This window comes from Pseudoalteromonas sp. SANK 73390 (genome assembly GCF_054966645.1).
In genome coordinates this window covers 1-18,518 of the sequence record NZ_ARPN01000042.1, presented here as the reverse complement: position 1 = coordinate 18,518, position 18,518 = coordinate 1, and the positions used below count along the sequence as shown (strand labels likewise).

Annotated in this window: 18 protein-coding genes; 14 read left to right on the top strand and 4 right to left on the bottom strand. The window is 39.5% G+C overall.

What is annotated here, in order from left to right; all coding sequences use genetic code 11:
- The first annotated feature begins 30 nt into the window (after positions 1-30).
- The 3 genes from SANK73390_RS04605 (at position 31) to lhpI (ending at position 2,335) form a co-directional block, all read left to right on the top strand.
- A complete protein-coding gene (locus SANK73390_RS04605; protein ID WP_462764104.1) occupies positions 31-699 on the top strand; it encodes a GntR family transcriptional regulator in 669 nt (222 codons plus the stop codon).
- A gap of 83 nt (positions 700-782) precedes the next feature.
- Positions 783-1,016: an aminopeptidase P family N-terminal domain-containing protein gene (locus SANK73390_RS04600; RefSeq protein ID WP_462764101.1), complete on the top strand. Its 234-nt coding sequence runs from the start codon at positions 783-785 to the stop codon at positions 1,014-1,016.
- A 389-nt stretch (positions 1,017-1,405) separates the two neighbouring features.
- Positions 1,406-2,335, top strand: coding sequence for a bifunctional Delta(1)-pyrroline-2-carboxylate/Delta(1)-piperideine-2-carboxylate reductase (gene lhpI, locus SANK73390_RS04595; protein ID WP_462764098.1), 930 nt, complete (start codon positions 1,406-1,408; stop codon positions 2,333-2,335).
- 656 nt (positions 2,336-2,991) lie between these two features.
- On the opposite strand, the gene SANK73390_RS04590 is transcribed toward lhpI, so the two are convergent.
- Both SANK73390_RS04590 and bioA read right to left on the bottom strand, forming a co-directional pair.
- Positions 2,992-4,329, bottom strand: a complete 1,338-nt coding sequence (locus SANK73390_RS04590) for a KamA family radical SAM protein (RefSeq protein WP_462764096.1) — start codon at positions 4,327-4,329, stop codon at positions 2,992-2,994.
- A gap of 144 nt (positions 4,330-4,473) precedes the next feature.
- Positions 4,474-5,763, bottom strand: a complete 1,290-nt coding sequence (gene bioA / locus SANK73390_RS04585) for an adenosylmethionine--8-amino-7-oxononanoate transaminase (protein WP_462764093.1) — start codon at positions 5,761-5,763, stop codon at positions 4,474-4,476.
- Between the two features lie 121 nt (positions 5,764-5,884).
- Here bioA and bioB point away from each other — a divergent pair, with 121 nt between their 5' ends.
- The 4 genes from bioB to bioD are packed head-to-tail and all read left to right on the top strand — an operon-like array spanning position 5,885 to position 9,532.
- Complete coding sequence (gene bioB / locus SANK73390_RS04580) at positions 5,885-6,922, top strand: biotin synthase BioB (protein WP_261593012.1); 1,038 nt, start codon at positions 5,885-5,887, stop codon at positions 6,920-6,922.
- On the top strand, positions 6,922-8,061 hold the full coding sequence (locus SANK73390_RS04575) for an aminotransferase class I/II-fold pyridoxal phosphate-dependent enzyme (RefSeq protein WP_462764089.1): 1,140 nt from the start codon (positions 6,922-6,924) through the stop codon (positions 8,059-8,061). The genes bioB and SANK73390_RS04575 overlap by 1 nt, the downstream gene beginning before the upstream one ends.
- Complete coding sequence (locus SANK73390_RS04570; RefSeq protein WP_462764086.1) at positions 8,058-8,846, top strand: methyltransferase domain-containing protein; 789 nt, start codon at positions 8,058-8,060, stop codon at positions 8,844-8,846. The genes SANK73390_RS04575 and SANK73390_RS04570 overlap by 4 nt, the downstream gene beginning before the upstream one ends.
- The gene (bioD, locus tag SANK73390_RS04565) at positions 8,843-9,532 is read left to right on the top strand and encodes a dethiobiotin synthase (RefSeq protein ID WP_462764084.1); all 690 of its coding nucleotides are present in this window, start codon (positions 8,843-8,845) and stop codon (positions 9,530-9,532) included. The genes SANK73390_RS04570 and bioD overlap by 4 nt, the downstream gene beginning before the upstream one ends.
- 29 nt (positions 9,533-9,561) lie before the next feature.
- Here the strand turns inward: bioD and SANK73390_RS04560 are convergent, their stop codons facing one another.
- Positions 9,562-9,765: a hypothetical protein gene (locus SANK73390_RS04560; protein WP_462764081.1), complete on the bottom strand. Its 204-nt coding sequence runs from the start codon at positions 9,763-9,765 to the stop codon at positions 9,562-9,564.
- Between the two features lie 78 nt (positions 9,766-9,843).
- Here SANK73390_RS04560 and SANK73390_RS04555 point away from each other — a divergent pair, with 78 nt between their 5' ends.
- Positions 9,844-10,332, top strand: a complete 489-nt coding sequence (locus tag SANK73390_RS04555) for a GNAT family N-acetyltransferase (protein WP_462764078.1) — start codon at positions 9,844-9,846, stop codon at positions 10,330-10,332.
- Between the two features lie 29 nt (positions 10,333-10,361).
- Here the strand turns inward: SANK73390_RS04555 and SANK73390_RS04550 are convergent, their stop codons facing one another.
- Positions 10,362-10,883 (bottom strand): TetR/AcrR family transcriptional regulator, encoded by a 522-nt coding sequence (locus SANK73390_RS04550; RefSeq protein ID WP_462764075.1) that lies wholly within the window; start codon positions 10,881-10,883, stop codon positions 10,362-10,364.
- A 136-nt stretch (positions 10,884-11,019) separates the two neighbouring features.
- Between SANK73390_RS04550 and SANK73390_RS04545 the strand changes: the two genes are divergently transcribed.
- The 6 genes from SANK73390_RS04545 to SANK73390_RS04520 all read left to right on the top strand — a co-directional run bounded on the left by SANK73390_RS04545 (position 11,020) and on the right by SANK73390_RS04520 (position 18,468).
- Positions 11,020-11,217 carry a hypothetical protein gene (locus tag SANK73390_RS04545; protein ID WP_462764072.1) on the top strand — a complete coding sequence of 66 codons (198 nt, stop codon included), beginning with the start codon at positions 11,020-11,022 and terminating at the stop codon, positions 11,215-11,217.
- Between the two features lie 94 nt (positions 11,218-11,311).
- A complete protein-coding gene (locus tag SANK73390_RS04540) occupies positions 11,312-12,904 on the top strand; it encodes an ABC-F family ATPase (RefSeq protein WP_462764240.1) in 1,593 nt (530 codons plus the stop codon).
- A 246-nt stretch (positions 12,905-13,150) separates the two neighbouring features.
- Positions 13,151-13,633, top strand: coding sequence for a 5-(carboxyamino)imidazole ribonucleotide mutase (gene purE / locus SANK73390_RS04535; RefSeq protein WP_261593020.1), 483 nt, complete (start codon positions 13,151-13,153; stop codon positions 13,631-13,633).
- Position 13,634: 1 nt separating this feature from the next.
- The gene (locus tag SANK73390_RS04530; protein ID WP_462764068.1) at positions 13,635-14,783 is read left to right on the top strand and encodes a 5-(carboxyamino)imidazole ribonucleotide synthase; all 1,149 of its coding nucleotides are present in this window, start codon (positions 13,635-13,637) and stop codon (positions 14,781-14,783) included.
- Between the two features lie 51 nt (positions 14,784-14,834).
- Positions 14,835-15,764: a YeiH family protein gene (locus SANK73390_RS04525; RefSeq protein WP_462764066.1), complete on the top strand. Its 930-nt coding sequence runs from the start codon at positions 14,835-14,837 to the stop codon at positions 15,762-15,764.
- A 229-nt stretch (positions 15,765-15,993) separates the two neighbouring features.
- Complete coding sequence (locus tag SANK73390_RS04520) at positions 15,994-18,468, top strand: S9 family peptidase (RefSeq protein WP_462764063.1); 2,475 nt, start codon at positions 15,994-15,996, stop codon at positions 18,466-18,468.
- The last annotated feature ends 50 nt before the right edge of the window (positions 18,469-18,518 follow it).

The window sequence follows — 18,518 nt, the reverse complement described above, 5'->3', positions numbered from 1 at the left end:
TGTATTCCAAATGCAATTTTAGAGACCGTTATGGCAATTGAGCATAAAACGCGCACGCAATTAGTTGCGGAAGCGATAAGAGAAAAAATTCTATCTGGAGAAATAAAGGCAGGCGAGCCTTTGCGTCAGGCAGCACTTGCTGACGAACTTAATGTGAGTCGTATCCCTGTTAGAGAAGCTTTATTGCAATTAGAGTCTGAAGGGTTAGTGAATTTTGAGGCACACAAAGGTGCGACAGCAACGCAGTTGAGTGCCGAGCAAATAGATGAAATATTTGATTTGCGAGCCTTGTTGGAAGCTGAACTTTTAAGTCACTCAATTAATAACTTAACTCCAAGGGATTTGCTTGAAGCCGAAGCGATTCTATTTGACCTTGAAGAAGCAACCGAAGCAGGTGATACACAATCAGCAACAGGCAAGCTTAATGCCCAATTTCACTCCAAGCTTTACAGTAAAGCACAGCGGCCACAAACGGCTGAATTAGTTGATGTATATAGTAAAAATTCAGAGCGTTATGTTCGAATGCATATTTTATTGGCGGGTGGCATCAAAACAGCACCTGAAGAGCATCGAACATTACTGGAACTATGCAAACGTAAAGAAGTTGAACAGGCTTGTGTGTTTTTGAAAAAGCATATTACGGGTGCTAAGGATGATATTAAACAATTGCTAATTAAGATTGAGCAGGGTGAAAATTAGATTTTGAATATTTAATATTGTATGCAATTTATTTTTGCGTTATGTTATTGTTCTAATACTAAAGGCAATAACATAACGTATCTATGGACTTTATCTACCTTTCTAAATTTAAGGCTTTTCATTTATCCATTAATAAATGTGGCCTTCAAAGTATTATCATTCTAGGTGTTAATAATATCCGCTACTTGTGCGGTTTTTATAGTAATCCCGCTTATCTAATAGTGACCGTTTCAGGAAACTTTTTAACCACTGAATACCGATATAATGAACAAGCAACCTATGAGTCGCACCAAGGCAGAATTATGTATAGAGTTTGAGAAAATCAACCTTTAGGACGGTATAGTATCTAATTTATCAGCATTAGAGCCACAAGATATGAAGCGGTTAAGTCACTGTACAAATGTGCTATGAAATCAGTTATGAGTTTAAGCATGATCAATTGTTATTCATTATTTGTATTGCTGAATAGCTACGTGCACTAAGAGCATAAAAGGTCAGTTATATCAATTTTATTAAAATATTAATCATTCTAGTGAGCTAAATGCCTTATAAACTACGTTAAAAATTACTTATGTAGAATAATTACATACCGAAATTTTTGTCTGGTAACTAAGTCATTTATCTGTCGCAACGTCTGGTCATTTATTTAACTCAATTGGTATTACCTAAAAACAGCAACATATTTTTATTGTAATAAGGAAAATAAATGCAAGTTATAACCGAAGAGCAAGTACATCGATGCTTAAGTTTCAAAACACTTATTGAGTCACTTAAACTTGGCTTTTCTATGCCAGCAGGCACGCCCCCACGACATGTTTATGAACTTGACTCTAAAACTCATGATGCTTTTGCTGTATTGCCCGCTTGGAACGAGCAATATATTGCAGTGAAAGCATTTACATATTTCCCTAATAATGCTGAACTAGGCTATAAAAGTTTATATTCAAAGCTAATGCTATTTAAACGCGACTTTGGTGAACCTTTAGCACTTATCGATGGTTCTAGTGTAACGCTTTGGCGCACCGCTGCTGTATCGGCACTTGCAAGCCAGTATTTGTCTCGAACAGATGCGCGACATTTGGTTTTTTTTGGTTCAGGCAATTTAGCCGAATATATGATTAAAGCGCATATAAGTGTTAGGCCGATTGAAAAAGTAACAATTATTGCCAGAAATACTAAAAAAGCAGAGCAACTGTGCAGCTGTTTATCAACACAATACAAAGATGTTGAGTTTTTTTTGGGTGTCTCTGATGAACAAACACTAGCAAGCGCAGATATTGTGAGTTGCGCAACCGGTTCAGCAACGCCTTTGTTTGACGGAGCTTGGCTTTCACCGGGCGCACATATCGATTTAATTGGTAATCACCATAAAAATGCCAGAGAGTGTGACAGTGCCACAATCACGCGCTCAGCCGTGTTCGTAGATAGTAAAGTGAATGTACTAAACGAAGCTGGAGAGTTACTGATCCCAATTTCTGAGGGTGAATTTGATGCGCGCAATGTGGTCGCGCAACTCAGTGAAATGAACCAATTAAACTACGTAAGAGATAAAGAACAAATTACTTTATTTAAGTCAGTTGGCATGGCGCTTAGTGATTTACTATCGGCTGGGCTTGTATATAGGCTGAACTGTTAGTGATTATTTATGGCACTTTAGCCCTGCTGTTAATAATAAATATATATGTACTTTTAAGATATAAAATAAAAAAGCGTACATGGCGACAAGTTCAAGTTGAAGGTATAACAAGAGTTAAGCAGCATACAGTTGGATCACTCGAGGTATTAGCACAGTCAAGTATATTGATTGAATTTACTTATCAAGGTGAGAAACATTGTTGTCAAACTGCTTTTAGGCCGAGTTTATACGAGTCATTTTTAGCAAAAAAGGCAACTTTTATATACATTGACCCGCACAATCCTGAGCAATGTTTACACAATGCACAAACTAAGTGGCGCTATATCAAGTTATGGCTGTTTTTGACCTTTTTAGTGCTTGGTTGTGTATTTATTCGGTATTGGTGAGTAATTAAAAATTTGTGTAATTAGGTTCAGTGATTGTTCTATTGATAGAAAGTTTTTTAAAGTAACGTTATAAGCCATTATTATAATTAAATTGTAATTAAGGATGAAAATGCGGTGGTATTATTTATCGGATTTGATAGAACTTTAACAATACAACAGGCTTCACAAACGATGATAAGGCCAATTGCACAGGTATAAGTTAATACCTTATTAACTGGCCAATCAAAGTTAAATAGTCACAGTAGTATCAATGGCTACGGTGACTATTTATTACATGGTATTATATTCATCTTCCCAGAAAAATTTTTCTTCGCCAAAGGCCGGTTTTAAATCATTTAGCCACATAGCATGTTCATCAAACTTAGCAAAGAATGGGCGTTGAACCCAGTCAGGGTTGCGTGCTTGAATAAAGCGCAGTGCAAATACCTTTTCGCCATGAATTTCGGTCACACCTGAAACCTCAACTTTACCTGGGCCTGCGCTCATTGAAGGGCCACGTACCGTTCGGCTAACACCTGATACGTTTTTATAGGCTTCACGGAAAATTTCCCATGTTTTATAAAGTGGTAATTCAAAGTAGCGTTTAGCGCCTGTATCACGCTCGATAAACATGTAATAAGGGATCATGCCCATTTGCGTTTGCTCTTTCCACATCTCACTCCACATAAGTGGGTCTGTATTAATATTATTGAGCAAAGGTGCTTGCGTTCTGATCTGAGCACCCGTTTTACGAATAAGACGAATGGCTTCTTTGGTGATATCAGTACGTAACTCTTGTTTGTGGTTAATATGCGCCATGATTGAAACATGTTTACCTGCATCCACAAGTTCTTTAATAAGTATTAAGAGTTCCTTTGCATCTGGATCTGTGACGTATCTAAATGGCCAAAAAGTGAGGGATTTAGTGCCGATACGAATGGTTTTAATATGATCAAAACGCGGCTCTTTTAGTGCTTCTAAATACTTACGCAGCTTAACTGTGCGCATCACCATCGGGTCACCACCGGTCATCAGCAAGTCAGTGACTTCTTTGTGCTCAGCTAAGTAATTATGTAGTAGGTCTTCATCATTGTTGTTAAAACGGGTTGCTTTACCTACAAACTGTGCCCATCTAAAACAGAAAGTACAATAAGAGTGACAGTATTGCCCTTGAGATGGGAAAAACAATACGGTCTCTTTGTATTTGTGCTGAATGCCCTCAACTCGCTCACCATCATACTCGGGTACATTCTTTTCCATTTGACCGGCAGGATGAGGGTTAAGCTTGTGGCGAATTTCAGTTGCTAAGTTAAATACCTCTTCAGGCGTATGCTCACTCTTTAATAAGGTGGCCATTTGCTCATATGACTCATCGTCAAGCATTCCGCGTTGTGGAAAGGTAAGCTGAAAGACAGGATCATTTGGTACTTTGTGCCAATCTATTAGCTCTTCAATAACAAAGTTATTAACGCGAAATGGAAAAACATTAGCAACGACCTTCATCTCAAAGCGCAAATGCTCAGGAAGTTTATCGAGTTGTTCGATTTTATCAATTTGACGGTGTTGATAAACGGTAAACCTTGGCGCTTGATATGCCTGTGCAGGCTGTAACTGAACGGTTTGTTGCATAATTCCTCGTAACTTTACTAACTAATATTGCAAAAGCGACAAATTATAACAGGTTTTGTTTCAAAATGACGACCTTTGTAGTTGAATTGGCAACAATGACATAAAATATTAATAAAATGCTGAGCAAATTCACTCAGCAGGCTATTAATATGCTTGTTGGTCTATCGCTTGATATATTGCATCAGCCAAAAGCTCTATGTCGTCATTTGAAGTAACGTAAGGTGGCATAATATAAATGAGCCTACCGAATGGCCTGATCCAAACGCCTTTAGTGATAAAAAACCGCTGTATTTTTGCTACATCGACGGTGGCGTTTATTTCAACAACGCCAATTGCGCCCAGTATCCGCACATTATTAACGGCATTTAAGCTTTCACAACGCTTAAGTGCTCCCATCGCCGTGTTTATGCGTTTAATTTGAGCTTGCCAGTCATTTTCAAAAAGTAGGTCAATGCTTGCGCATGCAACAGCACATGCGAGGGGGTTACCCATAAATGTGGGGCCATGCATCAGCACGCCAGCTTCGCCTTCACTGAGCCCGATGGCAACTTTTTCATTGGTTAAGGTTGCCGATAGAGTCATCGTGCCACCGGTCAATGCTTTACCAATACACATGATATCAGGGGCAATATTGGCATGTTCACAGGCAAATAGTTTTCCGGTTCGGCCAAAGCCTGTTGCAATTTCATCGAGAATGAGTAATACATCATATTTATCGCACAGTTGTCTTAGCTTGGATAAATAAGCTGGATTATAAAAATTCATACCACCGGCATTTTGGACTATTGGCTCAATGATAAATGCTGCGACCTGTTGGTGATGAGCAGCAAAGGCACTTTCGAGTGTTTCGAGTTCATCTTGATCAATAGTGTCTCCAAATTTAGCCTTTGGCGCATCCACAAAAATATGTTCAGGCAAAAATCCTCGGTACATGCTGTGCATTGAATTAATAGGATCGCATACACTCATCGCGGCAAAGGTATCACCATGGTAGCCTTTATTTGCAGTCATAAGCTTGTTTTTGCCATGCTCGTTTTTACTAATCCAATACTGTAATGCCATTTTTATCGACACTTCAACACTCACTGAACCGCTATCGGCAAGAAAGACTCTGTCTAGTGTTTCAGGTGTAATAGTAATTAGCTTTTTACAAAGTTCTACAGCAGGGGCGTGGGTAATCCCGCCAAACATGACATGGCTCATGGTATTAGATTGCTGATGAATCGCCGATATAAGAGTTGGATGATTATACCCGTGAATTGCGCTCCACCAAGATGCCATACCATCAATCAATATTTCGCCTGTATCAAGGTGGATTTTGTTTTTGTCTGTATGAGTCACACCGTATGATGGAAGAGGGTTGAGCATAGAGGTATATGGATGCCAGATATGTTTCTTGTCAAAATTTTTATCAATAGTGTTATTTTTGGTCACTGGTAAACCCCGGGTAACTGGTTGGCGTTGACAATACTACATCAGGAAGTAGACTAAGCCAATCAACGTCAAGTTAACTGCATTATTTTTGAGCAGAATCATATAAAAAAGAGAATAGAATATGGCTACAGTTCGTCACGATTGGACACATGAAGAAGTAAGAGCATTGTTTGAAATGCCGTTTAATGACTTGCTATTTAAGGCGGCCAGTATTCACCGTGAGAACTTTAAACCCAATGAAGTGCAGATTTCAACTTTGCTCTCCATCAAAACGGGTGCTTGTCCAGAAGATTGTAAATATTGTCCGCAATCAGGACATTATAAAACGGATCTTGAACGAGAGCGTTTAATGGAAGTTGAAAAAGTGGTAGAGCAAGCACGTTTAGCAAAACAAAAAGGCGCGACTCGTTTTTGTATGGGTGCTGCGTGGTCAGACCCTAAAGACAGAGACATGCCTTATATCTCAAAAATGGTTAAAGAAGTAAAGGAGCTTGGCTTAGAAACTTGCATGACTTTGGGTATGCTAGACAATGATAAAGCCCATGCTTTGTCAGATGCAGGGTTGGATTATTATAATCATAACTTAGATACTTCGCCTGAATACTATCAGCAGATAATTACCACAAGAACCTATCAAGATAGGCTCGATACTATCGACAATGTGCGCGATGCAGGTATGAAAGTATGTTCCGGTGGTATTGTTGGCATGGGTGAGCAGGCAGCTGATAGATTTGGTTTGTTAATGCAATTAGCAAATTTGCCTCAACAACCGGAAAGTGTGCCAATTAATATGTTGGTAAAAGTGAAGGGCACACCACTTGAAGATGTTGAAGACTTAGACCACTTTGAATTTGTGCGCACTATTGCTGTGGCACGAATTATGATGCCATTGAGCTATGTTCGACTATCTGCTGGACGTACAGCAATGAATGAACAGATGCAGTCTATGTGCTTTTTTGCCGGTGCCAACTCAATTTTCTATGGTGACAAGTTACTTACTACAGAAAACCCTGAAGCTGATGCGGATATGAACTTACTTAAAAAGTTAGGTATGAAGCCTGAAGAGCGTCACGATTACTCTGATGAAGCTTACGAAGCATCACTGTCATCTGCTATCGCTGACAAGGCAACCTCAGAGCTATTTTACGAAGCAAATTAATGGCTTTTGAGTATCTACAAGAAAGCTTAAATACGCGCAAGCAACAAGCATTGTTTAGGCACCGAGTTTGTGTACAAAATGGCAATGCGCGTTTTATTGAAATTGCAGGTAAAACCTATCTAAATTTTGCCAGTAATGATTACCTTGGGTTGGCTGATACCCAGTTGGATATGCAATCGGCTGCTACCGGTAGCACAAGTTCAGCTTTAGTAACGGGTTATCAGGCTATTCATAGGCAATTTGAAGCGCGTTTATGTAATTTGCTCGGCTATCAATCTGCTTTGTTATTTAGTACGGGATTTAGTGCAAACTCAAGTATTTTAAAAGCATTGTTTAATGATGCCAGCTCAGCAAAAAGCTGCGCTATCTTTCAAGATAAACTGAATCATGCCAGTTTAATTGATGGTGCGTTGCAAAGTAGCGCTAAACATATTCGTTTCAATCATAATGATATGGGCCATTTGCGCGCAAGGCTGGAAAAGTCTGCTGCAGTAAATAAACTAATCATTAGTGAAGGGGTATTTTCAATGGATGGCGATTCAGCGCCACTTGAGCAGCTCTATACCCTTAAAAAACAACACGATGCTTGGTTAATGTTAGATGATGCACATGCGTTTGGTGTGTTGGGTAAAGATGGTTTAGGTTCGTGTCAATTACATCAAAATAAACCGGATATTTTAGTTGTCACTTTTGGTAAAGCAATGGCAAGCCAAGGAGCTGCAGTACTTGGTAGTAAAACGCTGATTGATTATATGCTGCAATATAATCGCGATTATATTTACTCAACAGCGATGTCACCATTGATGGTAAACGCTGCCAGCTTTCAATTAGAGCGGTTATTAAAAGCCCATGACCAGCGTGCACAGTTGCGCACAAATATAGCTTTGTTTAAGCAATTATCTGATGCTGCGAATATTGCTGTGATGCCATCAAATACGCCAATTCAACCCGTGGTACTGGCAAGTGCTGAAAATGTATTGCAGGTACAAAGTAAATTACAACAAAGTGGAATTTGGTTAAGTGCGATTCGCCCCCCAACGGTGCCTGCTAATACAGCAAGGCTTAGGATCACTATAACAGCGGCTCATCAAGCACAAGATATTCATAATTTAGTACAGCAGCTTGAGGTGCAATTATGAATGCAATAGCAAAAAATGTCGGCCTCTCAAATTCGATGGTAAAGCAAAATACAGCAGAGCGATTCTCTAAAGCTGCTAAGCAGTATAAAACCCACGCCCGTGTTCAACAGCAAGTAGCTAGCCGTTTATTTTTATTGTTAGAAAATGGACAAGACTGTTTACTTGATTTAGGCGCTGGACCACTATTGCATCGTGGACAGTTGATAAAACATGCAGCAAGTGTGTTACATATCGATTTAAGTCATGGCATGTTACAACAAGGACAAAGTGATACTTGGCGGGTGTGTGCTGACATGGATAAACTACCACTGCAAAGTGCCAGTGTCTCTTGCATATTCTCAAACTTTGCGATTCAATGGAGTAGTGCACCGGCACAGCTATTCAAAGAGCTAGCTCGCGTGTGTAAGCCTGATGCTCAGGTTGTTATCTCATCAGTGCTTGATGGTTCCTTAAAAGAAATATCTCAGGCGTGGCGAAGTTTAGATAATCGTTGTCATGTAAATAGCTTTTTGGCTCTGCACGAACTTGAACAGTTTGCTAAAGATGCAGGGTTTGGTATTAATCTATCTAAACAAGTATGCTTAAAAGATAGCTTTGAAAACCCACAACAGGCATTGAAGTCGGTTAAAAACATTGGTGCTAATCAAATACAAAACCAAAACAACAAGCAGTTTGGTTTGATGGGCAAAAAACGCTATGAAAAGCTATTATCAGGCTACCCCTTAGAAAATAACCAAGCGTTAGTAAGCTATGAAGTAGCCATTATGGATCTAATTAAATTATGAGCGCATTTTTTATTACTGGCACAGATACAGAGGTTGGTAAAACCTACGTAACGGCATTGTTACTTAAATTTTTGACCCAGCATAAACGCAAAGCGATTGGCTTTAAACCTATCGCCGCTGGCGCTGAGGAGGCGTTTGGGCAGTTGGTTAATGATGATGCATTAACATTAATGGAATCGTCTTCTGTGCATGGAAAATATGAGCAAATCAACCCAATTTGTTTTGAGCCGCCTATTGCGCCACATATTGCAGCGCAGCAAGCCGGTGTTGAGATTACATTAGAGAAATTAAGTCAATACTATCACCAGTTAGCAACATTGGGCGCAGAGTTTACTTTGATTGAAGGTGCTGGTGGCTGGGCTTTACCCATTAATGATTCACAATATCTATATGATTGGGTTAAAACAGAGCAGTTGCCTGTGATTTTAGTTGTTGGTATGAAGTTAGGCTGCTTGAATCACGCAATATTGACCAGCCAAACTTTAAAAGCACAAGGTGTTAAATGCGTTGGTTGGGTAGCCAACCAAATAGACCCAAATATGGCTAATTTTGATGACAATTTAAATAGCTTGCGTAAACGCCTAGAGGCCCCTTTACTGGCTGTAGCGCCGTTTGGTGAAGAGCAAGCTAAGCTGCAAATATATGCAGCTTTAACAGACTTATTTGGTATTAATCTGCAAAGCTAAAACGACGGATTTAGCCGTCCAAGGACGGCTTATTCTGCTATTGCTTGTTGCTTTAGGTAATTGGGCAATAGCTCCTCAACTATTTTTTTAGCTGCAATGGTATGTCGTACACCACTGAACATCACTGATGTTTGTTCTTGCATGCCCGTTATTCCAGTTAAAGTCCAGCCTTCACCTAATTCAGGGCACAGTACTTTCGTCGTTGGGGGAATAACTTTAAACTCGTCTGACATACTCAACTCCAGATTAGACTTAATTTTACATGCTAGTTTATACTATTTTTGCAAATTGCCAATTGAGAGCCTGCATATATGCGACTTTACACACCTAGGTTGTTACTCAAGCCAATAACCTACCGTGATATGAACTCACTACATTTAATTTTAAATGACCCATTAGTGGCTAAATTTAATGATTATGGCTATAAAATCTCAAAATCAGAAGTAAGGGCTTTGATCCAGTGGGATTTGGAGCAAAGCTATCTTGGCTTAGGGCAAAGGTTAAGTATAAATAGTCACAATGGGACTATGAAAGGTAGTATTGGTTTATATGACTTTGACTGTAAATTAGGTGATGTGTTTATTGGTTTTGAGTTGGGAAGTGCGTATTGGTATCAAGGGTTTATGCGCGAAGCAATTAATTGTATTTTAAATAACATAGCGCAGCTAATTGATGTGAAAAGTAGTGTTCGTTTGATAGCGCAGGTACAACCGCAAAACGCACGTTCAATAAAATTGCTAGCTCAATTGGGTTTTATAAAGCACCTTGACAATAAATATGTTAAAACAATAGCTCTTTAACATTAATAACACAGCCGGAACACATCATACTATTGAATGGATTGCAGCTTGTTACTCAGCAATCGTACTAGTGAATCTACATTCGACGTTTCATCGTTTAATCCAATAAGCAGGGTCATGAAGTAGCAATCCATCATAATATCTGCTTTATGCACATCATAAGGTTGACCTGCAAAAAGTGTGTGCTTAAAAGATTCTAACTGATCGGAAAAATAAGCCTGTTGCCAAATAATACCTGAAAGTAACTCTTTACTGAATTCTCTATTGTTTAAGTAAAATTCATATAAGAATTTAGCATAATGCCTAAGTCTAAGGCGTGGCGTATGTAATTTTTCACTTTCGGCTGCTTCAACAAGAACTTGCTCTATTTGTTCGTGCATTGCCATTTTCAAAATATCTAATTTAGTAGGGAAATGAGAAAAAACGGTCCCTGTAGCAACGCCGGCTAATTTAGATATTTGTCGTGTAGTGGTGTTGGCATAGCCATACTCGGTAAACAATTGCCAGCTTGCATCAAGTATTTTTTGTTTTGTTGATGATTTTTTATTCATAATCTCACCAGTGAGTTAGAGCAAAAGAGTCTAGCATAATGGAAGAAAAACACACATACTACTTGAAATTGAGCGCGCTCATATTTAATAATGAGCGCGCTCAATTTTGGGTGCTTTTGATATATGGAGTGTTTTTATGAATGTACTAGGATATGTATTGTTTCTACCTTTTATCTATTTTTACAGCTTTATACTTGGGCCAGTTTTGAAATGTGCTTTGATCCCCGGTGGGTTGTGTGTATTAATGTTGATTATGGGTCCAAAAGAGTTCTTTAAACACATGAAGTTAGCCGCACAGACGCAAACATCTCATAAACCTGCAGAACTAACATAGTTTTACTAGTCAGATTAGTTTAAAATTGGGTTTTTAGGTTTAGGGCTTGCTGCCTATTTCAGCATGCTCAATAGAACTTTCCTAGGAGCCCATTATTTTAAGCGCAGCTAATGTCACCATGCAGTTTGGTGCAAAACCCCTTTTTGAAAATATATCAGTTAAATTTGGCGACGGTAATCGCTATGGCCTAATCGGTGCAAATGGGTGTGGCAAATCTACATTCATGAAAATTTTAAGTGGTGAGCTTGAGCCAAGCACTGGAAATGTCAGTGTTTCGCCCAATACACGTGTAGCTAAGCTAAACCAGGACCAGTTTGCATACGAAGAATTTAGTGTAATCGATACTGTTATCATGGGCCATAAAGAACTGTGGGAAGTTAAAGCTGAACGTGACCGTATTTATTCTTTGCCTGAGATGAGTGAAGAAGATGGTATGAAAGTCGCTGACTTAGAAACCGAGTTTGCTGAAATGGATGGCTACTCTGCCGATTCAAAAGCGGGTGAGTTGCTTATAGGTGTTGGTATACCAACAGAGCAACATTATGGTCCAATGTCAGAAATTGCGCCTGGTTTTAAGCTTCGTGTATTATTAGCACAGGTTTTGTTTGCAAACCCAGATATTATGCTGCTTGATGAGCCTACTAACAACTTGGATATCTATACCATCAAGTGGCTAGAAGATGTTTTGAATCAGCGAGAATGTACTATGTTAATTATCTCGCATGACCGTCATTTTCTTAACTCCGTATGTACGCATATGGCTGATATAGATTATGGTGAGCTTCGAGTTTATCCTGGTAATTACGATGAGTATATGTTCGCTGCGACCCAAGCGCGTGAAAAGCTATTAAGTGAAAATGCCAAGAAAAAGGCGCAGATTGCTGAACTACAACAATTTGTTTCGCGTTTTTCTGCTAATGCATCAAAAGCAAAGCAAGCGACATCTCGTGCTAAACAAATGGATAAAATTCAACTAGATGAAGTAAAGGCATCATCTCGCCAAACGCCATTTATTCGATTTGAACAATCAAAGCAGTTATTTAGAAACGCGCTTGAGATGAATGCACTTGCCCAAGGGTATGAAAGTACATTGTTCTCAGGCCTTGAAGGATTAGTGGAAGTTGGCGAACGCATTGCCATAATTGGTGAAAACGGGGTTGGTAAAACCACGTTATTGCACACATTTGCTGGTTGTTTAGCTCCTAAAAGCGGTAATTTTAAGTGGTCTGAAAACGTCAACATTGGCTATTATGCACAAGATCATGCTGATGATTTTGAAAAAGATATTAATGTTTTTGAATGGATGGAGCAGTGGCAACAACAAGGTGATGATGAGCAAGTTGTGCGTAGCTTCCTTGGTCGTATGTTGTTCTCTCAAAACGACATCAAAAAGCCTGTAAAAGTACTATCTGGTGGTGAACAAGGCCGTATGCTTTTTGGTAAGCTAATGATGCATAAGCATAATATTTTACTTATGGATGAGCCAACAAACCATATGGATATGGAGTCTATTGAAGCATTAAACTTAGCACTTGAGCAGTACGAGGGCACCTTGTTTTTCGTATCACATGATAGACAGTTTGTATCTTCATTGGCGACTCGAGTTTGGGAGATTAAAGACGGTAAGGTGATCGACTTCAGAGGCAGCTATGATGAATATTTAGCAACGCAAGAACAAGCTAAATAAAGAAAATTGAGTAAAGGCCGCGCACAATGCGCGGTTTTTGTTTTTATCCGTCATTAGCAATTTAAGTTGTATTATGAAACGTTTTGACGGTTATGTTTCTAGGCCTGCAAAGCCTGAAAATAATGGTATTAGCCGACTTTTTAGGTATAATACTGCGCAAAAATTATGTTGATTTGGCTACCCCTATTATTTCTCAAATCAATGAGTCTCTAACGTATCGTTTAATTTTAACACCGAGGATTTATTATGACGGTTGGCATTATCATGGGTTCAAAGTCAGACTGGCCTACAATGACACACGCAGCAGAGATGTTGGACAGATTTGGCATCGCGTATGAAACAAAGGTTGTGTCTGCGCACCGTACTCCTCAATTGCTTGCCGATTACGCATCAAGTGCAGCAGAACGTGGTATTAAAGTCATTATTGCAGGTGCTGGCGGTGCCGCACACTTACCGGGTATGGCGGCTGCCTTCACAAGTTTACCTGTACTAGGTGTGCCTGTTAAATCAAAAACACTTAATGGCGTTGACTCATTGTTATCAATTTGCCAAATGCCAAAAGGTGTTGCTGTAGGTACATTGGCAATCGGTGATGCAGGTGCTGCAAATGCTGGTTTATTGGCTGCACAGATCTTAGGTTGTCAACAACCGGAGATTTTTGCCAAAGTTGAAGCGTTTCGTAAAGAACAAACCGAGACAATATTAGCTAACCCAAATCCAGCGCAGTAATATGAATATTCTAGTTTTAGGGGCAGGGCAGCTTGCTCGCATGATGAGCTTATCTGCAACTCATTTAGACTTACACGTGCTTGCATATGACGTGGGTTCAAAGCAGGTGATCAATCCAGTAACGTTTAACGTTGAGCCGTTTTCGCTTGAACAAGCAATTGAGCGAAGTCATGCTATTACAGCTGAGTTTGAACATATTCCACACGATATACTTTCTTTGTGTTCGCAAAGTGGTAAGTTTTATCCAGGCGCACAAGCAATAGCAATAGGTGGCGACCGCTCGCTTGAAAAAAGCTTGCTAGATAAAGCTAAAGTTGCATGCGCACCTTATCAACTCATTACACAGAAAAGTCATTTTCTAAGTGCAATCGAGCACTTAGGTATGCCTATGGTAGTTAAAACTTGCCAAGCGGGTTACGATGGCAAAGGTCAATGGCGAGTAAAAAGCAAAGATGACATCGAACAAATTTGGTCAGAAATGGCAGCGTTTTTAGAATCAGGTACAGATATTTTGCCTCATACTATCATTGCTGAGCAAATGATCCCGTTTGATAGAGAAGTGTCGATTATTGGAGTGCGTGATAAAAATGGTCAATGTAAAACTTATTCATTAACAGAAAATCAGCATACCGATGGAGTGTTAACATTATCAATCGCCGGTAAAGCAAAGCCAGCAATTGAGCAACAAGCGCAAGATGCATTTAACGCCTTGGCTAATGAACTTAACTATGTGGGTGTACTGGCTATAGAGTTTTTTGATGTTAAAGGTAAGTTGCTGGTAAACGAAATTGCACCACGGGTACATAACTCAGGGCATTGGACGCAACAAGGTTGCCATGTTAGCCAATTTGAAAATCATATGCGTGCCGTCGCAGGTCTTCCCCTTGGTTCAACCGCATTACTAAGACCAACAGCGATGATTAATGTGCTAGGCCAAGCGTCAATACCAAATGAGGTGCTCAGTATCTGCGACACAACAACTCATTGGTATGCTAAAGCTGCGAAACCTGGTCGTAAGATGGGTCACATAAATGTGTCCGCAAACGATTTACCACAGTTAGGAAGTCGTTTAGAGAAATTAACGCACTTTCTTTGTGAACGTGATTACCCTGGGGTTGCAAGTACAGCACAAAGTCTCAAAGACGCTTAACCTAAAAGGCCGAGCTTAGCTCGGCTTTTTTATGCATTGGAACTGCAAAAAATGGTAGCACAGCAAAAAATTAAACTTGCCTTTATTAGTCTATTTGTTGTGAGCTTTACGCCTTTGATAAGCGCGACATTGGCACTGGCTTTTGGAATCTTATTTGCTTGGTTCTTTGGTAACCCATATCAACAGTACAGTAGCACATTGAGCAAATGGTTATTAAAAGTTGCCGTGATTGGGTTAGGGTTCAATGTCAATATAATGGATGTGATTGAAGTAGGCCGAAGTTCTATTGTACTTACCATTGTCAGTATCACAGCTATAATTGGACTCGGTGAGTTACTTACTCAAGCTTTTCGTCTAAATCGAAATACTGGTGTGCTTATCTCTTTTGGTACCGCGATTTGTGGTGGCAGTGCGATTGCAGCGATGGCACCTGTGATCAAAGCTAAACAGCATGAGATTGCGGTTGCATTGGCAGTTGTTTTCTCTCTCAATGCGATTGGCTTGGTGTTATTTCCAATGATTGGTCGTATGTTGGCATTAAGCGATGAGCAATTTGCAACATGGGCGGCACTGGCGATTCATGATACCAGCAGTGTGGTTGCAGCATCAGCGGCATATAGCCCCGTTGCAGTTGGGATTGCCACTACGATTAAATTAACACGTGCAATGTGGATTATTCCGTATACTGCCGCAGCAGGGGTATTTTGGCGTAGCGAAGAGCGAACCAGTATTCCTTTGTTTATATTTGGGTTTTTATTAGCAGCTATGTGCAATAGCTTTTTACCTGAATTAGATTCGGTTTGGCAAAACCTCTACTTTGGCGCGAAGCATATTCTTGTGGCGACTTTATTTTTAATAGGTGCATGCGTTTCAAAAGCAATTATAAAACAAACTGGGTGGCGTCCTTTTGCGATGGCGATGTTATTGTGGATCATTGTAAGTAGCGTACTGCTGTTACTTATTTTAGATAAATTAATTTAAAATTATATTGAACTGTTCTAATTTGTCACGGTCTTATATTTTGAGGCGTGGATAGGCCTCATTTCATAATCGTTGTCCATCAGCGACTATGTGAGCGCAGAGAGTATTTGGCCAGTATTATTTACTGGCCTTTTTTTATCTTAAAACTCGGTGATTAATCTTAAAATTATCGATATGTGTGCCTACATTTGCTTTAATGCTATCAATACAACAACCCATAAGAATCGCTATGATCAAACAATCTATCCTCTCAATTGCTGTGGCATCGAGCCTATTACTAACGGGCTGTCAAACAACCAGTCAGTTGAAAAAAAATAAAGTAGAAACGCAAAGTCTGGTTCAACCCATTGTGCAAACACCAGTTGATTTTGGTGGTGAAAAAATTACGATGGAGCAGGCAATGGCCCATCCAGATTGGATCAGTCGCAAACCAGAGAGCGCATTTTGGGCATCTAATAGCCAAGCTGTTATTTTTAATCAAAAGCAAATTGGCAATGAATTACGTGATACCTTCAAGGTAAGCGAAACTTCAGCACCAGCCAAAGTAATACTTAGTCAGCTTCATACCATAGGTGCTGAAAATGCGATTTACTCAAAAGATGGCAAATATCAAGCTTATACTTTTGAAGGTAATATCTTTATAAAGGAAATAGAAACATCCAGCATAACCCAATTAACCCATAGTTCAAAAAGTGAACATAGCTTACAGTTTTTAAACTCTGGTGAACTGGCGTATCGAGTAGATAACACTTTTTATAAAGTGAGCCCATCAACTGGGCGTACACATGAAATTGCAAAACTACACTTAAGTGATAAGCCATTAGGGTTACAGGAGCCCAGCAGCTATATTGCCAAGGAGCAACATAAGCTGATTGAGTTTGTTGCATTGCAGCACAAAAATAAAGCTGATGCGCAGTCAAGACAAGAAGCTCTACAGTCGCAAAACAGTACGATTGCTCATACACATTTTTATTTAGGAAAAGGCAAACAGCTCATCGAGGCAAGCTTATCTCCAGCAGGAGATAAGTTAATTGCAGTAATAAGCGATACTCGTTCTTGGCGCGATGACGGTGACATTATGCCTAATTATGTCAGTCAAGATGGTCATATTGAATTGGTTCCAGCCAGACGTAAGGTTGCTGATGCTAAAAGCCATTCATCAACCGTGATATTTATTGATATTTCATCACAGCAGCAAACTGAGCTTGCTTACAATACATTACCTGGTTTTGATGAGGACGTATTGGCGGCGGTCAAAAAAGAGAATGCACAGCGAAAAGGTGAAACTTATAAATCAAAAAAATCACCACGTGACATTAATTTAATGCCACCTTGGGGGCTAGATCCAGTTCAATGGAATAGTGCTGGCACTGAAGTGGCGTTAATGCTAGAAGCGTGGGATAACAAAGATAGGTGGGTAGCCACGGTTGACTTTGACAACAATAAGCTCGTATCTCAACATCGTTTGCATGACGATGCTTGGATTAATTACACCCACAATAATTTTGGTTGGTTCAATCACTCAAATACGCTTTATTATTTGTCTGAGCAAAGTGGCTATAGTCATGTATACAGCAAACCCCTCAATGGTAAATCGACACAGCTAACTGATGGTAAATTTGTCGTTTCAAACTTGACCTTAGCAAAAAACGACAAGCATATATATTTTAAAGCAAACGTTAAGCACCCTGGTATTTATGAAATATATCGTGTTAATACACAAACAGGGGAACGTGAGCAGTTAACTAACCTAGATGGTGTAACAGACTACAGCTTAAGTCCTAATGAGCAAAAGCTATTGCTGACTCATTCAAAAGTCATGATGCCAGAAGAATTATATGTAACAGATATTCAGCCCAATACAGCTGCAAAACGTTTAACAAATACCGTGTCTGATGCATTTTTAAATAAAAAGCTGATTGCTCCCAAAATTGTTGCTATACCGTCAAGCCATGGTGATGAGCCTGTTTACTCTAGAGTATATTACCCCGCAGATTATGTTGAGGGCGAAACGGGCAAAAAGCGTAAAGCAGTGATTTTTAATCACGGTGCTGGTTATACGCAAAATGCCCATATGGGTTGGTCGTACTATTTTAGAGAGTTTATGTTCCACTCATTATTAGCAAATGAAGGCTATGTTGTGATGGACATGGATTATCGGGCTTCTAAAGGATATGGCAGAGATTGGCGTACAGCTATTTATCGTCATATGGGTAAGCCTGAAATTGAAGATTTAGCCGATGGGGTTAAGTGGATGGTAGAACACACCAATGTTGATAAAGAAGCAGTTGGAACTTATGGTGGTTCTTACGGTGGCTTTATGACATTTATGGCCTTGTTTACACAACCTGATTTGTTTAAGGCCGGTGCCGCAATTAGACCTGTTACAGACTGGGCGTATTACAATCATGGCTATACTTCAAATATTTTGAACCACCCAGATATAGACCCAATAGCTTATGAAAGAAGCTCTCCAATGTACTTTGCTCAGGGATTGAAAAATGAGTTGCTAATTAATGCGCCGATGCTTGATGACAATGTATTCTTCCAAGATGTTGTTAGATTAGTACAAAGATTAATTGAACTTGAGAAAACAGGATTTGAAACTGCAATCTATCCAGTTGAGCCTCATGGTTTTAGACAACCATCAAGTTGGTTAGATGAATACCGACGTATTCATAAGCTTTTTAAAGAAAACCTTTAATAAGTATACGAGTTGATAAAAACGCCAGCATTTTGCTGGCGTTTTTTATT

What these genes read in the sequence shown, in the direction of transcription:
- lhpI (WP_462764098.1), top strand. Translation starts at nt 1,406, where the DNA reads ATGCAAGTTATAACCGAAGAGCAAGTACATCGATGCTTAAGTTTCAAA.
- SANK73390_RS04590 (WP_462764096.1), bottom strand. Translation starts at nt 4,329, where the DNA reads ATGCAACAAACCGTTCAGTTACAGCCTGCACAGGCATATCAAGCGCCA.
- purE (WP_261593020.1), top strand. Translation starts at nt 13,151, where the DNA reads ATGACGGTTGGCATTATCATGGGTTCAAAGTCAGACTGGCCTACAATG.
- SANK73390_RS04570 (WP_462764086.1), top strand. Translation starts at nt 8,058, where the DNA reads ATGAATGCAATAGCAAAAAATGTCGGCCTCTCAAATTCGATGGTAAAG.
- bioB (WP_261593012.1), top strand. Translation starts at nt 5,885, where the DNA reads ATGGCTACAGTTCGTCACGATTGGACACATGAAGAAGTAAGAGCATTG.
- SANK73390_RS04520 (WP_462764063.1), top strand. Translation starts at nt 15,994, where the DNA reads ATGATCAAACAATCTATCCTCTCAATTGCTGTGGCATCGAGCCTATTA.
- SANK73390_RS04545 (WP_462764072.1), top strand. Translation starts at nt 11,020, where the DNA reads ATGAATGTACTAGGATATGTATTGTTTCTACCTTTTATCTATTTTTAC.
- SANK73390_RS04575 (WP_462764089.1), top strand. Translation starts at nt 6,922, where the DNA reads ATGGCTTTTGAGTATCTACAAGAAAGCTTAAATACGCGCAAGCAACAA.
- SANK73390_RS04525 (WP_462764066.1), top strand. Translation starts at nt 14,835, where the DNA reads ATGGTAGCACAGCAAAAAATTAAACTTGCCTTTATTAGTCTATTTGTT.
- SANK73390_RS04530 (WP_462764068.1), top strand. Translation starts at nt 13,635, where the DNA reads ATGAATATTCTAGTTTTAGGGGCAGGGCAGCTTGCTCGCATGATGAGC.
- SANK73390_RS04600 (WP_462764101.1), top strand. Translation starts at nt 783, where the DNA reads ATGGACTTTATCTACCTTTCTAAATTTAAGGCTTTTCATTTATCCATT.
- SANK73390_RS04550 (WP_462764075.1), bottom strand. Translation starts at nt 10,883, where the DNA reads ATGAATAAAAAATCATCAACAAAACAAAAAATACTTGATGCAAGCTGG.
- SANK73390_RS04605 (WP_462764104.1), top strand. Translation starts at nt 31, where the DNA reads ATGGCAATTGAGCATAAAACGCGCACGCAATTAGTTGCGGAAGCGATA.
- SANK73390_RS04560 (WP_462764081.1), bottom strand. Translation starts at nt 9,765, where the DNA reads ATGTCAGACGAGTTTAAAGTTATTCCCCCAACGACGAAAGTACTGTGC.
- bioD (WP_462764084.1), top strand. Translation starts at nt 8,843, where the DNA reads ATGAGCGCATTTTTTATTACTGGCACAGATACAGAGGTTGGTAAAACC.
- SANK73390_RS04555 (WP_462764078.1), top strand. Translation starts at nt 9,844, where the DNA reads ATGCGACTTTACACACCTAGGTTGTTACTCAAGCCAATAACCTACCGT.